A 20,535-nucleotide genomic window follows, 5' to 3' on the forward strand; every position below is an offset into this window, starting at 1 on the left:
ATCTCGTATTAAGTTTCAACCTGCGGCTGAATCCCAATTCTTTTTTTATCCTTCAAACGATAACTCTCACCCGATATCTGTACCACATGACAGTGATGTAATAGCCGATCTAACATCGCAGCGGTCAACGTAACATCATCCGCAAATGACTTAGACCATTGGCTAAAGGGTAAGTTACTCGTCAATATCGTACTGCCTTTTTCATAACGCTTGGCAATCACGTTAAAGAACAGATTCGCTTCTTCACGTCCAAACGGTAAATAACCAATTTCATCGATAATCAGTAACTTTGGTCCCAGTACCGCACGTTGCATATAGGTTTTCAGTTTACCTTGCTGGTAGGCTGTACTTAGTTGCAGCATGAGATCGGCGGCGGTAATGAACTTGATCTTAATGTTGTTCATGATGGCCTTATAGCCTAATGCCATAGATAAGTGCGTTTTTCCTACTCCGCTAGCCCCGAGAAACACCACATTTTCTGCTCTAGTAATAAAGCTCAGATTGAACAGTTCAATCACCTGTGATTTAGGGGCCCCTAGGGCATAATTAAAATCATAGTCTTCCAGGGTTTTGACTTGAGGCAGGCCTGAGAGTTTCATCAGTACCTGCTGACTGCGCTGTTGCCTGGCAGCATATTCATGCGTCAAGATCGCTTCAACAAAGTCGGCATAACTTCCATCCTGACCTAATGTTTGTTGTGCATGATGTGACCATTGTGATGCGATGGCAGGCAGATTGAGCTTTTGGCAAAGCTGCTCTATGCGGTCGTATTGCAGATTCATCAGGAAACTCCCAGCAACTGGTCATATACAGATAAGGGATGCTGCAAACTCTCGTAGGGCATGACATGCTGTGCTGCTGCAACAGGTACAGTGCTGGAACCTGTATCTGATTGCGGTAATGGCGTAAATTTTTGCTGCTCCTGTTGCAGTCGAACAGCCGGTTTTTCTTGCGTGGTGGCATGAATCCGCTGATTGGCGGTTTCATGCAGCCACCGGCCAATGTGGGCATTGGCGACATCAACATCTAACAGTAAACCCGAAGTCTTCAGGCTTGCTTTCAATGGCACAATAAAGCTTGATTTGAGGTATCCATTAAAGCGTTCAACTTTGCCTTTGGTCTGTGCACGGTAGGGCTTACATACGCGAGGACGAAAGCTGTATTTCTTGGCGCAGTCGAGCAGTTTGGGATTCCATTTATGCTGCCCCTCCTGATAGGCATCCCGTTCAATCATGATCGTTTTAGCGTTATCAAACAGGATTTCTTGAGGTACTCCTGCAAAGAACTGAAATGCATTTTCTAGACCATCGATCCATGCATCGGTACGTTCATGATCATAAAATTTCACGAAAGTCGCTCTGGAATACCCTAATGTTGCGACAAAGGCTTTTAAAGTCGTGTTGTTGCGTCGAATCGTGGTGAAATCCACCTGCATTTGTTGGCCAGGTTGGGTTTCAAAACGAATGATCGGTTCCGGTTTGGCAACTGGTTTTAATGTTGCAAGATATTCCCTCAATATCCTGATCTTTCCTGGATATCCCAACCTTAAAATTTCCTGGTAGAGCACAACAGCAGGAATCCATTCAGGATGAGCTGCATTTACACGTTGGAGTAAATAGGGTTTATATGGGTCAAGGATACTTATTCTAGGCTGTATACGCTGATACTGAGGTGTGGTGTTTTGCCGTAAATATTTACGTACGGTATTTCTGGACACCCCCAGTTGACGACTAATGGCTTTAATAGATTTACCTTGTTGATGAAGTATTTGGATTGTCACTGCTTGCTCCAAAGTTAACATGTTGAGCAGTCCAAAATGACCGCTATATTAACCAAGGGGGTCAGTTTTTAAATGCCATTAGGGGGTCATTTTTACACTGCCGCTAACATACCGACTGAAGCTCGTAAATTTGCTGCTTCTAAACGATTGGTATAACGAATGGAAAGATATTGCACACCTCTGTCGGAATGGTGAATCACGTTCTTTGGCATGCCTCGATCATGCAATGCTTGCTCCAATGCATCGAGCACCATGTCTGTATTCATACGTGTTGATACTTTCCATCCAACAATTGCTCGTGAGAGCACATCAATAATAAAGGCGGTATAGACCCAGCCTGAATGAGTTTGAATATACGGGTGAGTAGACCAAAGGAATCTCACCCTTAGCCCCTCGCAGAACCGGACGTGAACCTCTCAGCTCATCCGGCTCCCATTTTCCAGTGCACAAAGGCATTTGGAAAATAACGCGCAAGTCGCCCTAAGGCATATCTAGCCCGTCTTTTGTGACGGGCCAAGTTTTTATACTTACGCCTCATCCAGCGTATAAGATAAGCATTCATATGCTGCCAGAGCGCTGACAGCCCTGAACCATAGAAACGACCATAGTACTGCTGCCAACCTTGAAGAATTGGATTAAATAGGCTTTGTTGCACAAAGATTTCATAACTATATGATTTTAAAAGTTTTGATTATTTTTTAATCCAAAATTAAATTTATTTAAATCTGATGCTTACATATTTATGCAACAAAGCCGATTAAATATTGCAGATAAATCACTTAATTCGCGATTACACATCAGATGTAGATGCCATCTCCGAATAGTCTGCCGCATTGCTTTGATAATTTGGCGATCAAAACGTGGATTAAATAGCGTTCTCTGGTGAAGTTCCAAATCCTTTAATACTCTTAGACCTAAGTACCGAGCTATTTTCATGTCGATTGCTTCATGTAACAGTATTTTTTCAAGTTTTTGATCATTTCCACGACTAAATTTAACTAGCCAATGCTTTGCCGCGAGTTGATCTGGAAGACTGTGATCTAAATAAAAGAAACCATCATATCCTTGTGTTAGTAATAATTTAGGCCATTCACCTTGAACACCTGATGAACCAGCAACAAATAAACCATATGATGCAAGTGACTCAATGAAATCTTCTTTCCTCTCAATAATTTCGCTTAGGCTAAATCCACGAGGTTTCACAGTTGGAAAATGATCTTGAATCCAGTCATAAGCTTCTTTAATTAGTAGATTACCAATAGGATTACCTGCCCCAGATTTCAGTAGGGGCCAATCAGCTTGTTCTTCTGCATTAATTGAAAAACCCAGCTGATTTAAAAGCCCTTTTCGCCCATAGCCTTGAAGTAGCAAGTCCATGAGAAATGCTGACCATTGGTTTTCTAAGTTGTTTTGTACATTGACTAGAAATTGGAATGATAGAGGGTAATGCTCCCTAAAATTAACTGAGTTTAAAAGGGCTTTGTTGCATAAATATGTAGACATCTGATTTAAATAGATTTAATTTTAGATCAAAAAATAATCAAAACTTTTAAAATCATATAGTTATAAAATCTTTGTGTAACAAAGCCATCGTGTAGCAAAGAGGGTTAATTAGAGTTTTTTAAAAGCACTTTTAAATGTGCTTTTATCTGTGCTATACTCCTATTGTTGAATAGGAGTACCTATGAATTCTGATGCTATCTGGACTGAAACTGAAGAATCTCGTTTAAAACGAGAGGATGAAGTTCGTATGCAGGAACTCAGACGTCTATTTGATTTAATGGATGAAAGAGAGCACCAACAAATTCAAGCCAAAGAGTTAGAAGAAGCTCTTAATGTTCTTTCTTGGGTTGATGTAGTACGTGCATTAGAAAGTTGCCTAGATTGTATAGTTCCCCAAAGACGGGAAATGCGATCACAATCTATAGACCGTATTGAGCAACATCGTAAATGGTTAAAGGCATTTCGTTCAGCGATGTCTTACCTTGCGAAGATGCTGCTAGTTACTGATGCCTCCTTACTTATCAGAATGAGATCCACATTGGACCGGTATGCTGAAATTAGCTACCCGAATCTACTCGTAATGATTCAACCCAAACTCCAAACACTAAATTCTATAGAGGCTTAACTATGACTCAATTAATCCATGCACGAATGACTGCAAGTATTACTGAACTCAAAAAGAGTCCGATGGATACAGTGCTCGCAGGAAAAGGTGAACCTGTAGCAATCCTCAATCGTAATACACCAGCGTTTTACTGTGTTCCTGCTGATCTATATGAAACGATGATGGAGCAACTAGAAGACTTGGAACTGAATAAGATTGCAGATGCTCGTGCGAATCAGAAACGCATTCGAGTAAATATTGATGACCTATAAGTTAGACTTTTTAGAAGAAGCATTAGCAGAATGGAATAAGCTTAATCCAAGTATTAAGCAGCCATTGAAGAAGAAGTTGATCAAGGTTTTGGAGAATCCTCGCATTCCCAAAAACAAGTTGTCAGGACATCCTAACCGCTACAAGATCAAACTTCGTAGTATTGGTTATCGTCTGGTTTATGAAGTCGTTGATGATGAGGTAGTTGTCATCGTGATTGCTGTAGGCAGACGTGAAAACAATGCCGTCTATGATGATGCCAACTCTCGTCATTCATAAATGATGTAATGCCTATAAGCAGATAGTGTCTATGAAAACACTCATGTTTATGGGCATTTTTGATGTAGATAATCTTTGATTAGATAGTAGTAAATTACAACTATTGTGAAATCAATAAACAACTATTGTGAAACCAAAACGAAATCAATTTATAGGTAAGACATTTACTTCACACAAAGCAGTTGATCCCACTTAAAGTAGTTCTGTGTTAGCCGATTTCGTGACATATTCCATGTTCTGTTCGGCATTAAACTCGCGCCCAAGGCAATCTTGGTTTTGCCATACTTAAGATGAATCGCTTCAAGGGAATCCATCAAAGCATCACTGATCTCGATATGCTTCATGTCGGTAAACATGTCATACACATGGCTTGCCTTTGGTTCGAGACACGTCAGAATCACGCCACATTTCTTGAATGCTATATCCTTTGCATACAGGCCATCAATCATCGCTGTAGCGAGTTTAGAGAGCACCAACAGGTTGTCGGTAGGTTCTGGTAAAGCCAAGGATAAAGACTTGTTGTAGAAGGGCTTTGAGCTATCAAATGGGTTTGATTGTACGAAACCAATCAAACAACCACACAACAGATTATCATCTCTCAGTCTGCTAATCGCATCCATGACATACAATGACATGGCTTCTTTAAGATCATCAATGTGGTAGATGCGTTGACCAAAAGAACGACTAGCAATGATTTGCTTCTTTGCAGGTGGCGTATGTTCCAGTTCAATGCAAGCAATTCCATGAAGTTCCAATAAGGTTCTGTGCATCACTACAGAAAATTGGTCCCTGATCATCAGAGGGGAAGCCAAGACAAAATCCATAACTGAATGAATCCCCAAGCTGTTGAGCTTCTTGGAATGCTTTCGGCCTACGCCCCAGATTTCACCAACATCTATGGCTTGATGCAGAGTTTCAGCAGAGCATGGATCCATTGAAACCAAGTTGCAAACACCATTGAAGTAAGCGTTCTTCTTGGCAATATGGTTCGCTAGTTTCGCTTCAGTCTTTGAGCGTCCAATGCCAATACATACAGGTAAACCAAGCCAAGAAAACACACGCTGACGAATCTGATGGGCATATTCAGTCAAGTCGTAATTCCCTGAATGAGCTGTCAGATCCAGAAAGCACTCATCAATTGAGTAAATCTCCTGCTCTTTGTGAGATACGAAATCGGACAGTATTTTCATGAATCTGCGAGACATCTCTGCATACAGTGCATAGTTGCTCGATAGCACCTGCACCTGATGCTGCTCTACGATGTCCTTGATCTGAAAGAGAGGAACACCCATCTTAATGCCCAAGTCCTTGGCTTCCTGAGATCGAGCTACAGCACAGCCATCATTGTTGGATAGCACAATGACAGGCTTATTGTTCAAACTTGGGTTAAAGATGCGTTCACAACTGACATAGCAGTTGTTGATGTCTACTAAAGCGTAGATCTTCTGATGAGATGCTTGCATGAGCATGAAACCAATAAAGTATTAACGCTTTCTGAATGGCTTGATGACAAAAGTCACTACACCCCAAATCACCATTTCCTGCCCATCCTTTAGATGAATGTCAGAATACTCAGGGTTCTCTGCTTTAAGCCAATGGTTATGATCACCTTCAATCATGAGACGTTTCACGGTGAACTCATCGTCGATCAGTGCAATCACGATGTCTTCATGCTTGGCTTCAATGCTCCGGTCTACAATCAGTTCATCGTCAATCTCAATACCTGCATCTCTCATGGAAAGTGAAGCTACTTTCACAACGAAAGTTGCAGCTTCATTTTTGATGAGGTGCTCATTCATGTCCAAAGTTTTGTCGACATAGTCTTGGGCAGGAGAAGGGAAGCCAGCAGCAACCTTTTCTGAAGCCAAGGGAATGTGCATCGAGATAGACGGATCTACAAGTGTAATTGAGGCTATATCATTGAACCTGGCTTCCTTGGATTTAACCAGGTAATTCTTGATCTCGATGACACGAGATTGCGGCACACGAATTACCTTTGTAGGTTCATCATAATTTGCCTTACGACCAGCACCTTCCCGAGATCCGCCATGATTACTTTTCATCTGATGCCCCCCATTATTTGATTAAGTTACAAAATCAAATATATGACTGGATGTGTTACAGATTCAAGACTATTTCGATGAATGGTGAATAAACCTTATGGTTCCCATAAAGGCTACTGCAAACTTTCCCGCATTATCGCCACCTCACTGGAGGTGTACGACAAGTAATGTCATTTGCATGCTTACGCATGCATAGATAATTGGTTACTATTCAATTAACAAATATTAGATAAGCTATTCATTGCAGGTTGACTTTATGGCTCGTGCTCCAAAGCAAACCAAACAAGAACCATTAGAAGTCGTATTGTGGAAACAGCAGACAAGCTGCGCAAGAATATTGATGCAGCCGAATACAAGCATGTTGTTGTCAACGGCATTCTAAAATTGACCCCTTTGACCTCGTATTAAGTTTCAACCTGTGGCTGATTTCCTATTCTTTTTTATCCTTCAAACGATAACTCTCACCCGATATTTTTACCACATGAGAGTGATGCAATAACCGATCTAACATCGCAGCAGTCAATGGTCAAAGCGTTGAACAAGCTTTTGCTCAGTTTTGGGATGTGGAGAAAGAAAAGGCGCTGAATGAGCTGTGTCAAAAAGAAGCCATCAAACCAGAGGTATTCAAAACGGTGCTCCAGACTGGAGCAATGCTGTACGCCATAATCAATTCTATCGCCCAGTAAAGCAACAGACTTCCATTCATTTAGATGCTGATGTACTTGCATGGTTTAAAGCTCAAGGCAAAGGTTATCAGTATTACTCTGAGCGGCTTTGTTGCATAAATATGTAAGCATCTGATTTAAATAAATTTAATTTTGGATCAAAAAATAATCAAAACTTTTAAAATCATATAGTTATGAAATCTTTGTGCAACAAAGCCCCTTGTTTGCCTTGAGGTTCTGCATACCATTGTGTTTTTGGATCGAACCAAATGGCAATATTCCCACGATTAATGAGAGCTCGGTTATATGCGGGCCAATTGGTTGTGCGGTAGATTTTGTGTGTAGGCTTATTCATTTGGAAATTATATTGCCGAAGAAGTCCTAAGAACAGCTTTGTGCAACAAAGCCATCTATTGGTAAAATTTATAGAAAATTTAGTCGAATGATAAATAAAATGAATAAGTTTGAAAAATATAAGTAATAATAAGAATCAAAGAAATTGTATAGTATTTAATGATTTATGATAAAAGTCCTCTAAGAGTAATAGAATGCGAAAAATTACTATATTGTCACCATCTGGTTTATTGCCGACAGAAGCAGTAGCAATTAACGAAATAGAGAATGCAATGCCTGATACATGGAGAGGATATGCATCTTTTTTCGTAAATGATGGTAAAAAGCGAGGAATGGAAATAGATTTACTCTTAGTTACTGCAGATAGACTTATCTTATGTGAATTAAAAAACTGGGCTGGGAATATTGAATCAGACGGAAAAGTGTGGAATCAGATTATAAATGGAAGGGTCATTAATCAACATCCATCTCCAGTAGGAACAAAACGAACACATGCAGAAAGATTACAGCAACTCCTAACTAAAGAATTACAAAGAGAGTGGGGGTGTTGGTACAACATTAACTGTATGGTAATAATGACAGGAAGTGCAAATTTTGAACTTAAGTCAAGTGAGAAATATTCTGTTGTAACGTTAGAAGATTTTATTAAAATAGTTAAACTACCAAAAGTTTATGAAGAAAAATTACCTGACTTAAAATTAGGAAAAGATTTTTATTCTAAATATAATAGGCCTAATAGTGCAAATAGCATACGAGCATTAGATAGATGGTTCACAGGAACAAATACAAAAATTTCCAAAAAAATTATTTCTGCATATAATTTTCGCTTAAAAGAATTTGAACCAATTTTTAAACAAAGATTTAAAAATCCGATTTATTCAGAATTTATGGGGGAGAATAAAGAACATCCAAGTCATAATGCACTATTGCGAATATGGGATTTTAGAAATAACGAATCCGAATATGCGTTAATTACTGAAAATAGAGCTAATTTAGCTTTAAGAGAATACAGAACACAGGCATATATTGAAGATCAATATAATTTTGTAAAACAAAATTATTTATTGAATCCAATACATTCTTTTGATCCTGATCTCTGTACAGAAGATTTGATTGAGGTTTATAAATTAACGCCAAATTATGAAAGGCTAGATAAATATTTATTAAAAAATAATTTTAATTTAAAGGAAAGATTAGAATTAATACAAAAGATATTAACACCATTTTCAAGTTTACATACTATACAAGTTGCACACCGTGATATTTCCTTGGAGAGACTTTGGTATGATAAGATTTCGCAATGTGTTTTAGTGTCTGGATTTATAACATCGAAGTTTGCTGAAGTTGAAGGTAATAAAAGTGTATCGGATGTTTATAAGGATTTTCTTTCGACATCGATATTGCCATTTGAAGTAATAGATAATTTAAAAGACAATATAGATCCATATAGAATAGATGTTTTTCAATTGGGTGTAATATGTTATGAGGTATTATTTGGTGAAAAAATATATATTAGCAATAAGGATGATGATTATATAGAATGGGTAGAGCCTGAAAATAAAGAAAGTGATGAAAAAATAAATAATTGGTTGAAGAAATCAATCGAGCTTGTGCCAGAGGATAGATATAAGAGTGTCAGTGAGATGCTTCTTATATTTAATGAAATATTAAATAGCAATACAAAAACAGATGAAGTAGAGGGTGTTGCAGGACAATTAGATATATTTAAAAATGAAACATTAGTGCCTTTAATAGAATGGCAAGCACTACCAGAAACACTTAAAAATAAAAATGGATTGATGGAATATCAAAGTTTAATTAATGAACAAATTCACTTTGTAAACACATATCCAAGTTTGAATTCTATAAAAGAAAAATCTATATCTCTGAGACTATTATCATTAATGCGGAAATGTAGAGATCTTTCAAATAGTGATTTAGCTATACCTAAAATAAAAAGTTATGGTTGGGGACCAAATTTTGGTGCTTATATAGTTACTGAATATGTGGATTTGAAAAGATTAAGTGAATTTGATTTAAGTTTATTGTCTTCAGATAAAAAACATCAGATTATTATATCTCTAATTAATAACATTATTAAAATACAGGAGTTAAATTATTATCACGGTGATTTAAAGCCAGATAATATTTTGATTAAGAATGATGAAGGTGTTTACTCTATAGTATTAATAGATATTTTTGACTTTAATCTGGGTGATGGAGAAAACTATAATAATGAATATTCAAAAGATATAAATAGTACAGCCGTAGAAAGAGATATATATGCTTGTTACAAGATTTCTCATGAATTAATTAAAGATGATGCAATTTATTCATATGTTAAAGATAGGATTGAAAGCTCTATTTTTAATGATGAAGATAATTTGCCTTTATCTTTACTAAAATTAAAAGAATTCTTTATTGAAGCAGAGAGCATAGAAAGTAATAAAACAACTTTAAATTTTTGGCATTTTAATCTAGAGCAAAAACAACAATTTTTATCAGATCAAGGTAAGTATTATCTTTGTTTTTTTAAAGATGCTAATTCAAAAAATAAAATTAATGGATACTCTGTTACGATTACAGGTAAAGATGCGGAATTGATTATAAGATTTAAATATTCTTCAGGAGTGAGTAAGTTAATTAATTGTGAATTAAAAAAATTGAAAGTTGATGAGGTTGTATTTAAGGCTTATAGGGCAACTAATAATAGGGAATTAACAGCACAAGAAATAAATGCAGAAATACTGATTGATAAGTCAGGGGAAGAAAATTTATTAGAATTTATTCAGAACCAACCTAGTTATAGTACATTTATTTCTGAAAAATTTGAGGAAATTGATAAAGATGTAACTGATTCGGAAGAAGATTTAGAAATCAATACTGCTAATTTAGATGCAAGTTCTCTTAAAACTCTGTGGAAGAAATTACTAGATTCAGAATCTGAAATTAAGCCGTCAATTGAAGTGATTAATACAGAATATGATGAATATAAAAGAGTTTTATTATTTGAAGTCGTAGCTAATAGTATAGATATTTCTGATTATGAAGATGATGTAATTGAAGTAGTAAATGCTGAAAATAACTTTAATTATGGCCAATTAAATATAAATGATTCGGACCTATCAAAAGGTATATTGCTTATTGATTCAAAGTTACACAAAAGATTGCTTGATAAAAATATTCCAAGATTCTTACGTTTTACTTCAAGACAGGAGAGTTCAAGCCAATTCAGAAGAAAGAAAGCATTAGATAGAGTTCTAAAAAATGAAGCTGTAATACCAAATTTATTGGATTTTTTCAGTCAAATTGATCCAAATGAAAATTTGAATAACGATAACTCTATTCCATTGCCAAGTGGTGATATTTTATCTTTATATGAAAAAAGATTAAGACCTAAACAACTTGAAGCATTGAACTTTATTTTGAATAATAAATTTAGTGTAATTATGGGACCTCCAGGAACAGGGAAAACTACTCTTTTAGGTCATTTGTTGGATTACTTGAACAGAATCGAAGGTGTTTCAAGAATTCTAATTGTTAGTCAATCTAATGTGGCTGTAGATGAATTAGCTGTCAAAGCGAGAAAAGTAATAAGTGAAATCACTGCGTTATTAGGTGAAGATAATCATATTAAAAATCCGACCATTGTACGGTTAGGTCAGAAAGATAAGGTATCTGAAGAGCTTTTGGATATTCATGTAGATTCTTTACAAAGCCAATATCGTACAAAATTTCATAGAGAATTTGATAGACGTTTATTAGCGTTTTCTAAACGCTTATATCTTTCACAAGAATTTGTGTTAGAAGCACTAGATATTTATTACAAAGTTGGAAGAGAGATTTTTGAATACAACGAATGTAAAAAAATTAGTACTGAGCTTCAAAATATAATTGATAGTAACAGTAATGCAAGTAAACAAATTATTGAAAAACATAAATTAGTTACTAAGCAACAAGAACGTGTTAAAGCTATATTGTTAAATAAGTTAACTGCTTATGATGATGATCCTGAAGCTTTACTTACCCATATGAAACCTATCCAAAAATTATATGAAGAGCTAGCTTTTACATATCGAATCAATGATCCAATGTTAATTTCGAAATTTATAGATATTTTAGAATTAACCCATGATTGGCTTAATCGTTTATCTAGTGATTCAGGTGGTTTCGCTTCTTTTATGGCGAACAGTAGGAATTGGATAGTAGGAACACTGGTAGGTATTGGTAAGCCTTCCTACCAAATAGTAGATAAACAATATGATTTAGTAATTATAGATGAAGCTGGTAGGGCATCTGCAAGTGAATTGGCAATGGCTATGCAATCTGCTAAGAAAGTTGTACTAGTGGGTGATCATCTTCAATTACCACCATTATATGATAAGAAAATGCTAAGTAAGGTTGCAAGGAATCTTGAGTTACCAATTAAAGAAGTGAAAAAGACCGATTTTGAAAGAGCATTAATTGCTACCGATGGGATTATGCTTGAGGATCAGTTTAGGATGGCACCTGAAATCGGGAAAATCGTTTCAAAAGTATTTTATGAAGGACTTCTTGGTAAAAAATTAAAAACAGCTAGAGGAAATGCTGATGAGATTTTATTTAATTACGGAAAGCCTTGGAATAAAGTAGTAAGTTGGATCGATACAAGTGATAAGAATTTAGTTGAAAATAATGAGAATAAGAAGATTTCTAATAAATTTGAGGTAGATCTTATTTGTAAATTATTAGTAAATTTATTTAAAAATAATAAAGATATCTATGAGTTAATGGATGGTTGGTTATTGGAAGATAAAGGGAACCCTCCTATAGGAATAATCACAGGCTATGCAGGTCAAGTTTCAGCAATTAATATGAAATTTGATACCAATAAAGAAATGGCTAAGCTAAAAAAATATGTAAGAGTTGATACTATTGATGCTTATCAAGGTTCTGAAAATAGAATTATTATTCTAAGCTTAGTTAGACATAATACAGAGTTAAAAACAGGTTTTATGAATGATGTCTCTCGTATTAATGTAGCAATATCAAGAGCAAAGGAACGATTAGTATTTATTGGGGCTGCCAAAATGTGGGAAACTATAAATAGTAAGGAACCATTAGCAGAAATTTATCAGATGATAAGTGACCAATCAAAAAAAGATGTTAAGGAGTCTAATGGCTATCAAATTTTAAAAAGTAAGGATATTTAAAATAGGTGTATGTTATGAGTTCAATAATTAATGATGTAAATGCATCTATTTTATTTGATGTTATTACTATTTTGGTGCCAGTAAGAAAGTTTAAAATTGATTTTGAGTTCACTACTAAAACTACGGTTCCTGCAATAATTGAAACAACAATTAATTTGGCAGGTATATTAGGGGATATTAATAGGGAAGAAATAATAGCTTATTTCGGTTTAAATGATCGAGAGTGTGATGTTCTGATCAATGATGCTATAAAAACTGGATATGTATCACTCAATAATGAGGGAGGGTTATCTGTTAACAGTAAGTATCATGAATCTAAAAAAAATGTTCATAATAGAATCTTATTGGACGAATTCGAAAATCACTTTGGTAATTTATTCATAGATTGTGTTACTTATTCTATTCACGCGATTGAAAAAGATAACACTTTTATAACCAGAGGACTTAAAGTACTTGATGTTGAACTCAAGGATGTTGTACCGCAGGATATATTTGTTGAACAGTTTCAACGTTATAAAGATTCTGTCAATCGATCTGTATTACAAAGTGGGGCAGCAAGAATTTATAAAATTAATAGATGTGAGTACGATAGAATTGAATACCTTCCAGTATCAATAAGTTTTTCTCTAAAGCATGATATGGATGGGTCAAAAGTTAAAGTTGATTGTGATCTTACAGATTCAAATTCTTATGCCAATAGATTAGTTAAAACTAGTGGTTTAATGCTTAAAGTTATTGATTATCTTAATGATAGACAAGCACCTAGCTCTAGTATGAGTATTGAATCTTTTATTAATTATTTTAAGGATGATTTCTTAAAAGAATATATGTATAAAGACGGATTTAATTTTGAAAATTATGCTAGTGATAAGCTTAATAATAATATTAAATCTAATTTAGATGAAGTATCCATAATAGGACCTATATATTTAGAAAATAATCGGAATTTATTTCATGAATTTATTTCTGATATAGATTTTGAAGAAAAAGGTAATAATAAACCTATTATCTGGAAGCCAAGTAATGAAGATTTTTGGGGTGCAAGTAAAGATTTAAAATCTTTTGATGATTTTGTTGGAAAACTGAGTGAGCAAGATAATTTTGAACTGTCTGTATGTTTGCCAAATATTGAAAGAAACGATAAAAAAGAATATAAGAATAGATTTAAAAATTTTTTAAGCTTAGTGTATTTATTTGATTTTAAGAATAAAAATAATAAAGAACTTACAGATTTAGATATTTTAGTATTTGATGGTGATAGTAAATTTGCTATGGTGCAATATAATTATTATGATGAAAAAATTAATGGAGGATTGCCTATTAAAGTAGGGTATTTGACACGTCATCCTGAAAAGGTAGAAAGAATTATAAGTTTTCTAAAAAATAGTTATGATGGGGTTTGTAATATTGAAAAAATAATTCCAGAAAGCCAAAATAATGATAATGTCGAAAATATTTCTAGTTTCTTTCTTTAATAAATTAGACTGGTTTAAATTTATTTAAACCAGTCTATAAATTATATTTTTTCTTTTATTTTTCTTCTGAAATTACATTGAGGATAACGGGCACTGTTGCAAATAGAGATTTGAGTCGATGATGTTCCCTTTAAAAAGTACTTAGAGACCGAAAACCCTGTTGATTAGACACACTTCACCCTGAGGCTGACCATAATAAAATGACGATGCTTGTCCTTTACGTAGTGCACGCATGACTTCAATACCTTTAATTGTGGCATAAGCCGTCTTCATAGATTTGAATCCTAATGTGATGATCCTGATGATCCGCTTTAGCTTGCCATGATCACATTCAATCACGTTATTTTTATACTTAATCTGCCTGTGCTCAAGGTCTGGTGGACATTTACATTCCCGTTTTAACCGTGATAAAGCACGTCCATATGTGGGTGCTTTATCCGTGTTGATCACTTGTGGAATTTGCCACTTCTTCACATTATTTAAAATTTTTCCAAGAAAACAATATGCTGATTTGGTATTACGTCTAGAAGAAAGATAAAAATCAATGGTATCGCCACGTTGATCGACTGCACGATACAGATAAGACCATCGTCCATTCACTTTTACATAGGTTTCATCAATATGCCACGAGCTCAGATCTGTAGGATTACGCCAATACCAGCGTAAACGTTTTTCTATTTCAGGAGCATAACGTTGAACCCAACGGTAAATAGTCGTGTGATCAACATTCACACCCCGTTCGGCCAGCATTTCCTGCAGTTCACGATAGCTAATGCCATATTTACAATACCAGCGCACAGCCCAAAGAATGATTTCGCCCTGAAAATGCCGACCATGGAAAGGATTCATATGCTGCACCTTTAGCTAAAACAGTCTTCAGCTTACCATTCGTGGTTATTTGCAACAGTGCCCTTTAAATGGTTTCTAACAATTTTTGTTATTCCTAAGTAGAAATGTCCTATACAGACACTTCCAAGTCAAGCACAGGATTCAGATTTCGTTCTTTGATTACTGTTTTCTGTGCACGTCTGCTCGGCATCTTTTGAGAACGATTGCGTTTGTTTTGCTGTTCTAATTCTTCGTGCTGTTGTTGAATATGATTGAGAACAGCACCTAAACGTTTATTCTCAACAACCTCTCGCTGGTTGAGCTGACTTAATTTATCGAAGATGCTGTAATTAATTTTTCTTCCTTGATGTTCAATGGCTACCGTGCCATCCGGGTATTCCAGAAACTCAAGATACTTGCCGATCAACCTTTTATTTTCTTCGGTATTTTCCAGTAAATATACGCATTTATCATAAGTAATCGTCAGGCTGTTCGTGACTCTGCGGGGTTCACGCCAGGTAAAAACATCATCTAATTCTTCGGCTGTTTCAGTGACAGTCCGGTGTAGATCCTTGGGATTAAAGTACCATATTGGCAAATTTACGATTAAATTGCTCGATAAAGCAGGGCAGCCAGGCATTCGCTTGCTCAATCGAATAGATGCCTTCCAGGCGCATTTCTTTAATCAGACGGTCCTGAAGCGTTCTATTCGCCCGTTCTACACTACTTTGGCTTGTGGTGAATTGGCGAAGATGATATCGATATTGAGGGTACTGAGTACGCGTCCAAACTGGGTAATCTTGGTGTCTTTCTTGCTGCTTTGATTCACCCTGAAGACTGAATGTTTATCACTGTAAAACGCCAACGGCTTACCATGCTGCTCAACATACAAACGTGTTGAAATCATATAGTCAAATGCTGATTCCGACTCACAGAAACGTAAATGCTGTAATTTTCCTGTGGCATCATCGATAAATACCAGCAGACAGCACTTAGCAGCGCGTCCTTCAAACCAGTCATGGTGTGAGCCATCGATTTGAATCAGTTCACCATAACAATCTCGGTTATAACGAGGCTGATACGGGCGTTTCAGGCGCTTGGCGCGAGGAATCCACAGATCGGCTGCAATCATCCAGGAACGCAGTGTTTCCACTGAAATATCGAATCCATGAACAGTGGTGAGCTTTTCATGCGCTAAAGTGGGTCCGAAACCATGCAGTTGATCCGAAACAATATTGAGGCACTTGAGTCTGAGCTCTTCAGGAAGCCTGGAATTGCTGATTTTACCACGTGCAGCATGTGCTAATGCAGCTGGCGGCTTTGAGCTTTGTATTTTTGCAATAAACGTCTGATCTGACGTTCTGAAATATGAAGTAGCTGAGCAGCTTGGGACTGGGTTATGCGTTGATCACAGATTTCTTGCAAGACCGACAATCGTTTAAGTTCTTTATCCGACATAGACACCAACATATCAAACCGTCCGCTAAGAAAATTGCAAAAGTGCATATTCTAAAAGCGGACATTTTTACTTTGGAGAAACCGGACATTTCTACTTGGGGCTTACAATTTTATTTCGTATAATAGAGATTATGTTAAATTGATATCAAGTGGCAAAATTTTCATTAATTTTGATATATGGTAATGATTTACTCACTTTAATTGTCAATATTTCTTATGCTGAAAGTATTCATAGGTTTCAATCGCAAATAGAATAACCGCATTGGTGGTGTTTCAAAAAGTATGCTGGCGTTAAACAAATCCGTTATTAAGGTAAAAGAAAGTCAAATCAAAGGCTTTAAAATGATTTTCGAGCTTTTTAGAAAAGTTGCAACTTCTCCTAAATCCACGCCTGATTCGATGACGAATTCTACAATTGTTACCTTCAATACCGACGGTAAAAAACTTACCGATCACTTGCTTGCAACATTGAAATGCTGTGATAAAACTATCCCAATGATCACTCGCAATTCGAGCATATTGAACCCCAAGCTTTTAAGTCTAGCTTTAAGACGTTGAACCGTTGCTAAATCCCGCTTACCCCAAACATAAGCAACAATTTCTCCAGATTCTCGATGGTAGGCATAAATAAGCCATTGTTTATTTTGCTTATTCCCTACAAAAGTCCAAAGTTCATCGACTTCAAGACATTCGTAGTGGCTTTGTTTAGGCTGAATCTGATAGATCGATTCACTTAAGGTTCGTAATACCTTGCCAATGCTGATACGCTCGACTTCAGCAATATCTCTTACACCGCTTCCTCTGACCATTAAATGTAGTATCTTGCCGGTAATACCTGAGTTACACCCTTGATAGCTTAATGCATGATCACCAATAAATTGACGTTTGCAATCTTTGCACTGATGGTTTTGTTTTCCATCTACTTTGATGCCATTTCTCTTTATATTGTTACTTAGACAGGTAGGACATTTGATTTGTAGCGTTATTTTCATAACTCTATTTTATCAAAAGCCATATTGTTTTTTTCAGCATACTTTTTGAAACACCACCACCGCATTTAATAATGCGGTTATAATTTTAACCTTTGATTGGTAAAATTTTTAAATATTTTCCTGTTCATATTCTAAAATTGCTTCTTTTGCAATACGGAAACTATCTACAGCAGCTGGCACGCCATTACGTAAAGCTCCTTTAACATGTAGCTTCAATTCATGCGGACGGTTTAAGGCTGATATCATAGCCAGATTAATTAGACTACGTTCAGGTTTGCTCAGTTCTTCACGTCCCCAGACCGCCCCCCAACAATACTCCGTGACCAGTTCCTGTAAAGGTAAGTTAAAATCATCAGCATTGTTGATCGAATTATTGACATAAGCTTCGCCAAGCACCTGTTTACGAATCGCTAAACCTTTTTCAAATTTTTCATTACTCATTAGCCTAATCCTCCAAATAAGGTGTATTTGATTTCGAGATAATCTTCAATGCCATATTTTGAGCCTTCGCGCCCTAAACCTGACTGTTTAATTCCACCAAACGGTGCAACCTCATTTGAAATCAAGCCTTTATTAATTCCAACCATACCGTACTCGAGTTGTTCACTCATGCGCCACGCACGACCTAAATCTTGTGTGTAGCAGTAAGCAGCTAAACCAAATTCTGTGGCATTGGCCATCTCAATTGCTTGTTGCTCAGTTTCGAACTTAAAAATTGCAGCTAATGGTCCAAAAGTTTCTTGAGTTGCAACATCCATCTCTGCAGTTACATCGGCAATAATGGTCGGTTCGTAAAATAACTCACCAGCGCTGTGTTGTTTTCCACCTGCAACGGCTTTGTTGCACAAAGATTTCATAACTATATGATTTTAAAAGTTTTGATTATTTTTTGATCTAAAATTAAATCTATTTAAATCAGATGCTTACATATTTATGCAACAAAGCCTTATATCTTTACTAGGCTCTATGATCAAAATCATACTGGCACTCAACACTGTAAATTTGAGAATGAATCTGTACGTACAGACTCATTCTCTATCGATAAAGATATTAGAAATAGCTACATAGAGTTTATTTCTAGCTTATTCAAATTAGGCTTTACTATGGATGAACAATAATTTTTACAGCAGACTCATTATTATGAATCAGCGTTTCAAAGCCTTTAGAAACAAGATCATCTAATGCAATACGTTGGGTAATAAAAGGTTCTAGATTAATCTTACCTTGCTCGACTAAACGGATGGTTTCCTGATGGTCATTGACATAAGCAATCGTTCCACGAATATCGAGCTCTTTCATGACCACACTATGCACATTAATTGTGGCAGGATGGCTCCAAATAGAAACGATAACGACTACACCAGTTGGTTTCATTGCTGCAACGAGTGTATCCATGACTTTATTGACACTACTACATTCAAAAGCGACATCTACACCGCGGTCTTCTGTAATTTTCATTACCTCAGCAACTACATCAACCTTAGATGGGTCTAGTACATAATCGGCAACACCCGCTTCTATCGCTTTTTCTTTACGTTTTGCACTCAGTTCAGTAATGATAACCGTGAGACCTTTAGCCTTTAAAATAGCAGATAAAAGTAAGCCTATTGGGCCTGCTCCACCAACCAGTGCGATATCGCCAGCTTTTGCGCCACTTCTGACATAGGCATGATGACCGACAGATAAAGGTTCTATCAATGCTGCTTGGTCTAAAGGAATATCATTTGAAATAGGATGTACCCAACGCCGCTGAACTGCAATTTTTTCAGAAAGACCACCACCGCGTCCGCCTAAACCAATAAAGTTCATATTTTTTGATAAATGATACTTATCATTGGGGCCAGTCGGCACATCGTCAGCAATAATGTAGGGTTCAACTACGACATGTTGCCCAATTTGGATATCATCTACACCCTCTCCAACTGCATAAACCACGCCTGAAAATTCATGTCCCATTGTTACAGGTGCAGATTCTCCCGAAATTGGGTGTGGGTGACCACAAGGTGGAATAAAAATAGGACCTTCCATGAATTCATGTAAATCCGTACCGCAAATACCACACCACGCAACTTGAATTCCAACTGTGCCTGGAAGTACTTTCGGTTCAGGGATATCTTCAATTCGAATATCCCCTCGGTCATAAAAACGAGCTGCTTTCATTTTGTATTCCTTATATTGATGTTAACGGTAAACCATTCCACCATCTGTCAAAATAGACTGACCTGTAATGTAGTTTGTGAACTGAACCGTACCGGGTTTGTCGGAGACTTTTTTATTTGGTGGTGTTTCAAAAAGTATGCTGGCGTTAAACAAATCCGTTATTAAGGTAAAAGAAAGTCAAATCAAAGGCTTTAAAATGATTTTCGAGCTTTTTAGAAAAGTTGCAACTTCTCCTAAATCCACGCCTGATTCGATGACGAATTCTACAATTGTTACCTTCAATACCGACGGTAAAAAACTTACCGATCACTTGCTTGCAACATTGAAATGCTGTGATAAAACTATCCCAATGATCACTCGCAATTCGAGCATATTGAACCCCAAGCTTTTTAAGTCTAGCTTTAAGACGTTGAACCGTTGCTAAATCCCGCTTACCCCAAACATAAGCAACAATTTCTCCAGATTCTCGATGGTAGGCATAAATAAGCCATTGTTTATTTTGCTTATTCCCTACAAAAGTCCAAAGTTCATCGACTTCAAGACATTCGTAGTGGCTTTGTTTAGGCTGAATCTGATAGATCGATTCACTTAAGGTTCGTAATACCTTGCCAATGCTGATACGCTCGACTTCAGCAATATCTCTTACACCGCTTCCTCTGACCATTAAATGTAGTATCTTGCCGGTAATACCTGAGTTACACCCTTGATAGCTTAATGCATGATCACCAATAAATTGACGTTTGCAATCTTTGCACTGATGGTTTTGTTTTCCATCTACTTTGATGCCATTTCTCTTTATATTGTTACTTAGACAGGTAGGACATTTGATTTGTAGCGTTATTTTCATAACTCTATTTTATCAAAAGCCATATTGTTTTTTTCAGCATACTTTTTGAAACACCACCTTTTATT

The 20,535-nt window shown here is 36.3% G+C and carries 15 protein-coding genes and 8 pseudogenes; 8 read left to right on the forward strand and 15 right to left on the reverse strand.

Translation table 11 applies throughout. The annotated features are described in order from the left end of the window. Positions 1-8 precede the first annotated feature (8 nt). From istB to K1T76_RS15155, 4 genes and pseudogenes are all read right to left on the reverse strand, one after another. Positions 9-782, reverse strand: a complete 774-nt coding sequence (gene istB, locus K1T76_RS13550; protein ID WP_075315049.1) for an IS21-like element ISAba8 family helper ATPase IstB — start codon at positions 780-782, stop codon at positions 9-11. Next, positions 782-1,801: an IS21-like element ISAba8 family transposase gene (gene istA / locus K1T76_RS13555; protein WP_230245675.1), complete on the reverse strand. Its 1,020-nt coding sequence runs from the start codon at positions 1,799-1,801 to the stop codon at positions 782-784. Before istA ends, istB begins: the two co-directional genes overlap by 1 nt. Positions 1,802-1,890: 89 nt before the next feature. Then, positions 1,891-2,139: pseudogene (locus K1T76_RS13560) on the reverse strand (DDE-type integrase/transposase/recombinase); the annotation flags it as partial. Positions 2,140-2,201: 62 nt separating this feature from the next. Next, a pseudogene (locus K1T76_RS15155) lies at positions 2,202-2,650 on the reverse strand (group II intron maturase-specific domain-containing protein); the annotation flags it as partial. Between the two features lie 814 nt (positions 2,651-3,464). On the opposite strand from K1T76_RS15155, the gene K1T76_RS13575 reads away from it, so the two are divergent. From K1T76_RS13575 to K1T76_RS13585, 3 genes are read left to right on the forward strand one after another with little or no spacing between them, the layout of a single operon-like run. Continuing rightward, the gene (locus K1T76_RS13575; protein ID WP_089606604.1) at positions 3,465-3,908 is read left to right on the forward strand and encodes a hypothetical protein; all 444 of its coding nucleotides are present in this window, start codon (positions 3,465-3,467) and stop codon (positions 3,906-3,908) included. A 2-nt stretch (positions 3,909-3,910) separates the two neighbouring features. Next, complete coding sequence (locus K1T76_RS13580) at positions 3,911-4,159, forward strand: type II toxin-antitoxin system Phd/YefM family antitoxin (protein ID WP_000192612.1); 249 nt, start codon at positions 3,911-3,913, stop codon at positions 4,157-4,159. Then, positions 4,149-4,436, forward strand: a complete 288-nt coding sequence (locus K1T76_RS13585; protein WP_152342627.1) for a type II toxin-antitoxin system RelE family toxin — start codon at positions 4,149-4,151, stop codon at positions 4,434-4,436. The genes K1T76_RS13580 and K1T76_RS13585 overlap by 11 nt, the downstream gene beginning before the upstream one ends. A 164-nt stretch (positions 4,437-4,600) precedes the next feature. On the opposite strand, the gene K1T76_RS13590 is transcribed toward K1T76_RS13585, so the two are convergent. Together K1T76_RS13590 and K1T76_RS13595 are read right to left on the reverse strand one after the other, a co-directional pair. Next, positions 4,601-5,905 (reverse strand): Y-family DNA polymerase, encoded by a 1,305-nt coding sequence (locus tag K1T76_RS13590; RefSeq protein WP_151421621.1) that lies wholly within the window; start codon positions 5,903-5,905, stop codon positions 4,601-4,603. A gap of 15 nt (positions 5,906-5,920) precedes the next feature. Next, a complete protein-coding gene (locus tag K1T76_RS13595; protein ID WP_151421622.1) occupies positions 5,921-6,499 on the reverse strand; it encodes a LexA family protein in 579 nt (192 codons plus the stop codon). Positions 6,500-6,755: 256 nt separating this feature from the next. Between K1T76_RS13595 and K1T76_RS14990 the strand changes: the two genes are divergently transcribed. Next, the gene (locus K1T76_RS14990) at positions 6,756-6,881 is read left to right on the forward strand and encodes a hypothetical protein (protein WP_268259951.1); all 126 of its coding nucleotides are present in this window, start codon (positions 6,756-6,758) and stop codon (positions 6,879-6,881) included. Positions 6,882-6,929: 48 nt separating this feature from the next. Here K1T76_RS14990 and K1T76_RS13600 read toward each other — a convergent pair. Continuing rightward, a pseudogene (locus tag K1T76_RS13600) lies at positions 6,930-7,022 on the reverse strand (ATP-binding protein); the annotation flags it as partial. On the opposite strand from K1T76_RS13600, the pseudogene K1T76_RS15160 reads away from it, so the two are divergent. Then, positions 7,018-7,137 (forward strand): annotated as a pseudogene (locus K1T76_RS15160) (hypothetical protein); the annotation flags it as partial. The pseudogenes K1T76_RS13600 and K1T76_RS15160 sit on opposite strands and share 5 nt — an antisense overlap. A gap of 2 nt (positions 7,138-7,139) precedes the next feature. After that, a pseudogene (locus K1T76_RS13605) lies at positions 7,140-7,292 on the forward strand (BrnA antitoxin family protein); the annotation flags it as partial. 89 nt (positions 7,293-7,381) lie between these two features. Here the strand turns inward: K1T76_RS13605 and K1T76_RS13610 are convergent. Then, positions 7,382-7,519 (reverse strand): annotated as a pseudogene (locus K1T76_RS13610) (IS5/IS1182 family transposase); the annotation flags it as partial. 193 nt (positions 7,520-7,712) lie between these two features. Between K1T76_RS13610 and K1T76_RS13615 the strand changes: the two are divergent. Together K1T76_RS13615 and K1T76_RS13620 are read left to right on the forward strand one after the other, a co-directional pair. Next, on the forward strand, positions 7,713-12,710 hold the full coding sequence (locus K1T76_RS13615; RefSeq protein WP_230245676.1) for an AAA domain-containing protein: 4,998 nt from the start codon (positions 7,713-7,715) through the stop codon (positions 12,708-12,710). 14 nt (positions 12,711-12,724) lie between these two features. Beyond that, positions 12,725-14,185 carry a hypothetical protein gene (locus K1T76_RS13620; RefSeq protein ID WP_151421624.1) on the forward strand — a complete coding sequence of 487 codons (1,461 nt, stop codon included), beginning with the start codon at positions 12,725-12,727 and terminating at the stop codon, positions 14,183-14,185. A gap of 141 nt (positions 14,186-14,326) precedes the next feature. Here K1T76_RS13620 and K1T76_RS13625 read toward each other — a convergent pair whose 3' ends face one another. The 7 genes and pseudogenes from K1T76_RS13625 to K1T76_RS13655 form a co-directional block, all read right to left on the reverse strand. Next, a complete protein-coding gene (locus tag K1T76_RS13625; RefSeq protein ID WP_230245677.1) occupies positions 14,327-15,034 on the reverse strand; it encodes an IS6-like element IS1006 family transposase in 708 nt (235 codons plus the stop codon). 109 nt (positions 15,035-15,143) lie between these two features. Further along, positions 15,144-16,471: pseudogene (locus tag K1T76_RS13630) on the reverse strand (ISNCY family transposase). A 291-nt stretch (positions 16,472-16,762) separates the two neighbouring features. Continuing rightward, positions 16,763-17,463, reverse strand: a protein-coding gene (locus tag K1T76_RS13635; RefSeq protein ID WP_004730370.1) for an IS1 family transposase whose coding sequence is annotated in 2 segments (ribosomal slippage) — positions 16,763-17,004 and positions 17,004-17,463 — 702 coding nt in all. Because the reading frame shifts where the segments join, the coding sequence is not laid out codon by codon here. A gap of 108 nt (positions 17,464-17,571) precedes the next feature. After that, a complete protein-coding gene (locus tag K1T76_RS13640) occupies positions 17,572-17,904 on the reverse strand; it encodes a carboxymuconolactone decarboxylase family protein (protein WP_230245678.1) in 333 nt (110 codons plus the stop codon). Next, a pseudogene (locus tag K1T76_RS13645) lies at positions 17,904-18,302 on the reverse strand (aldehyde dehydrogenase family protein); the annotation flags it as partial. The pseudogene K1T76_RS13645 and the gene K1T76_RS13640, both read right to left, overlap by 1 nt. Before the next feature lie 262 nt (positions 18,303-18,564). Next, entirely contained in the window at positions 18,565-19,623 is a 1,059-nt protein-coding gene (locus K1T76_RS13650) for a 2,3-butanediol dehydrogenase (protein WP_004281883.1), read from the reverse strand. Positions 19,624-19,768: 145 nt separating this feature from the next. Continuing rightward, on the reverse strand, positions 19,769-20,470 hold the full coding sequence (locus tag K1T76_RS13655) for an IS1 family transposase (protein WP_004730370.1): 702 nt from the start codon (positions 20,468-20,470) through the stop codon (positions 19,769-19,771). Positions 20,471-20,535: the final 65 nt, after the last annotated feature.

Origin of the sequence: Acinetobacter sp. PW68 (assembly GCF_020982655.1) — a bacterium.
Lineage (GTDB): Bacteria > Pseudomonadota > Gammaproteobacteria > Pseudomonadales > Moraxellaceae > Acinetobacter > Acinetobacter towneri_A.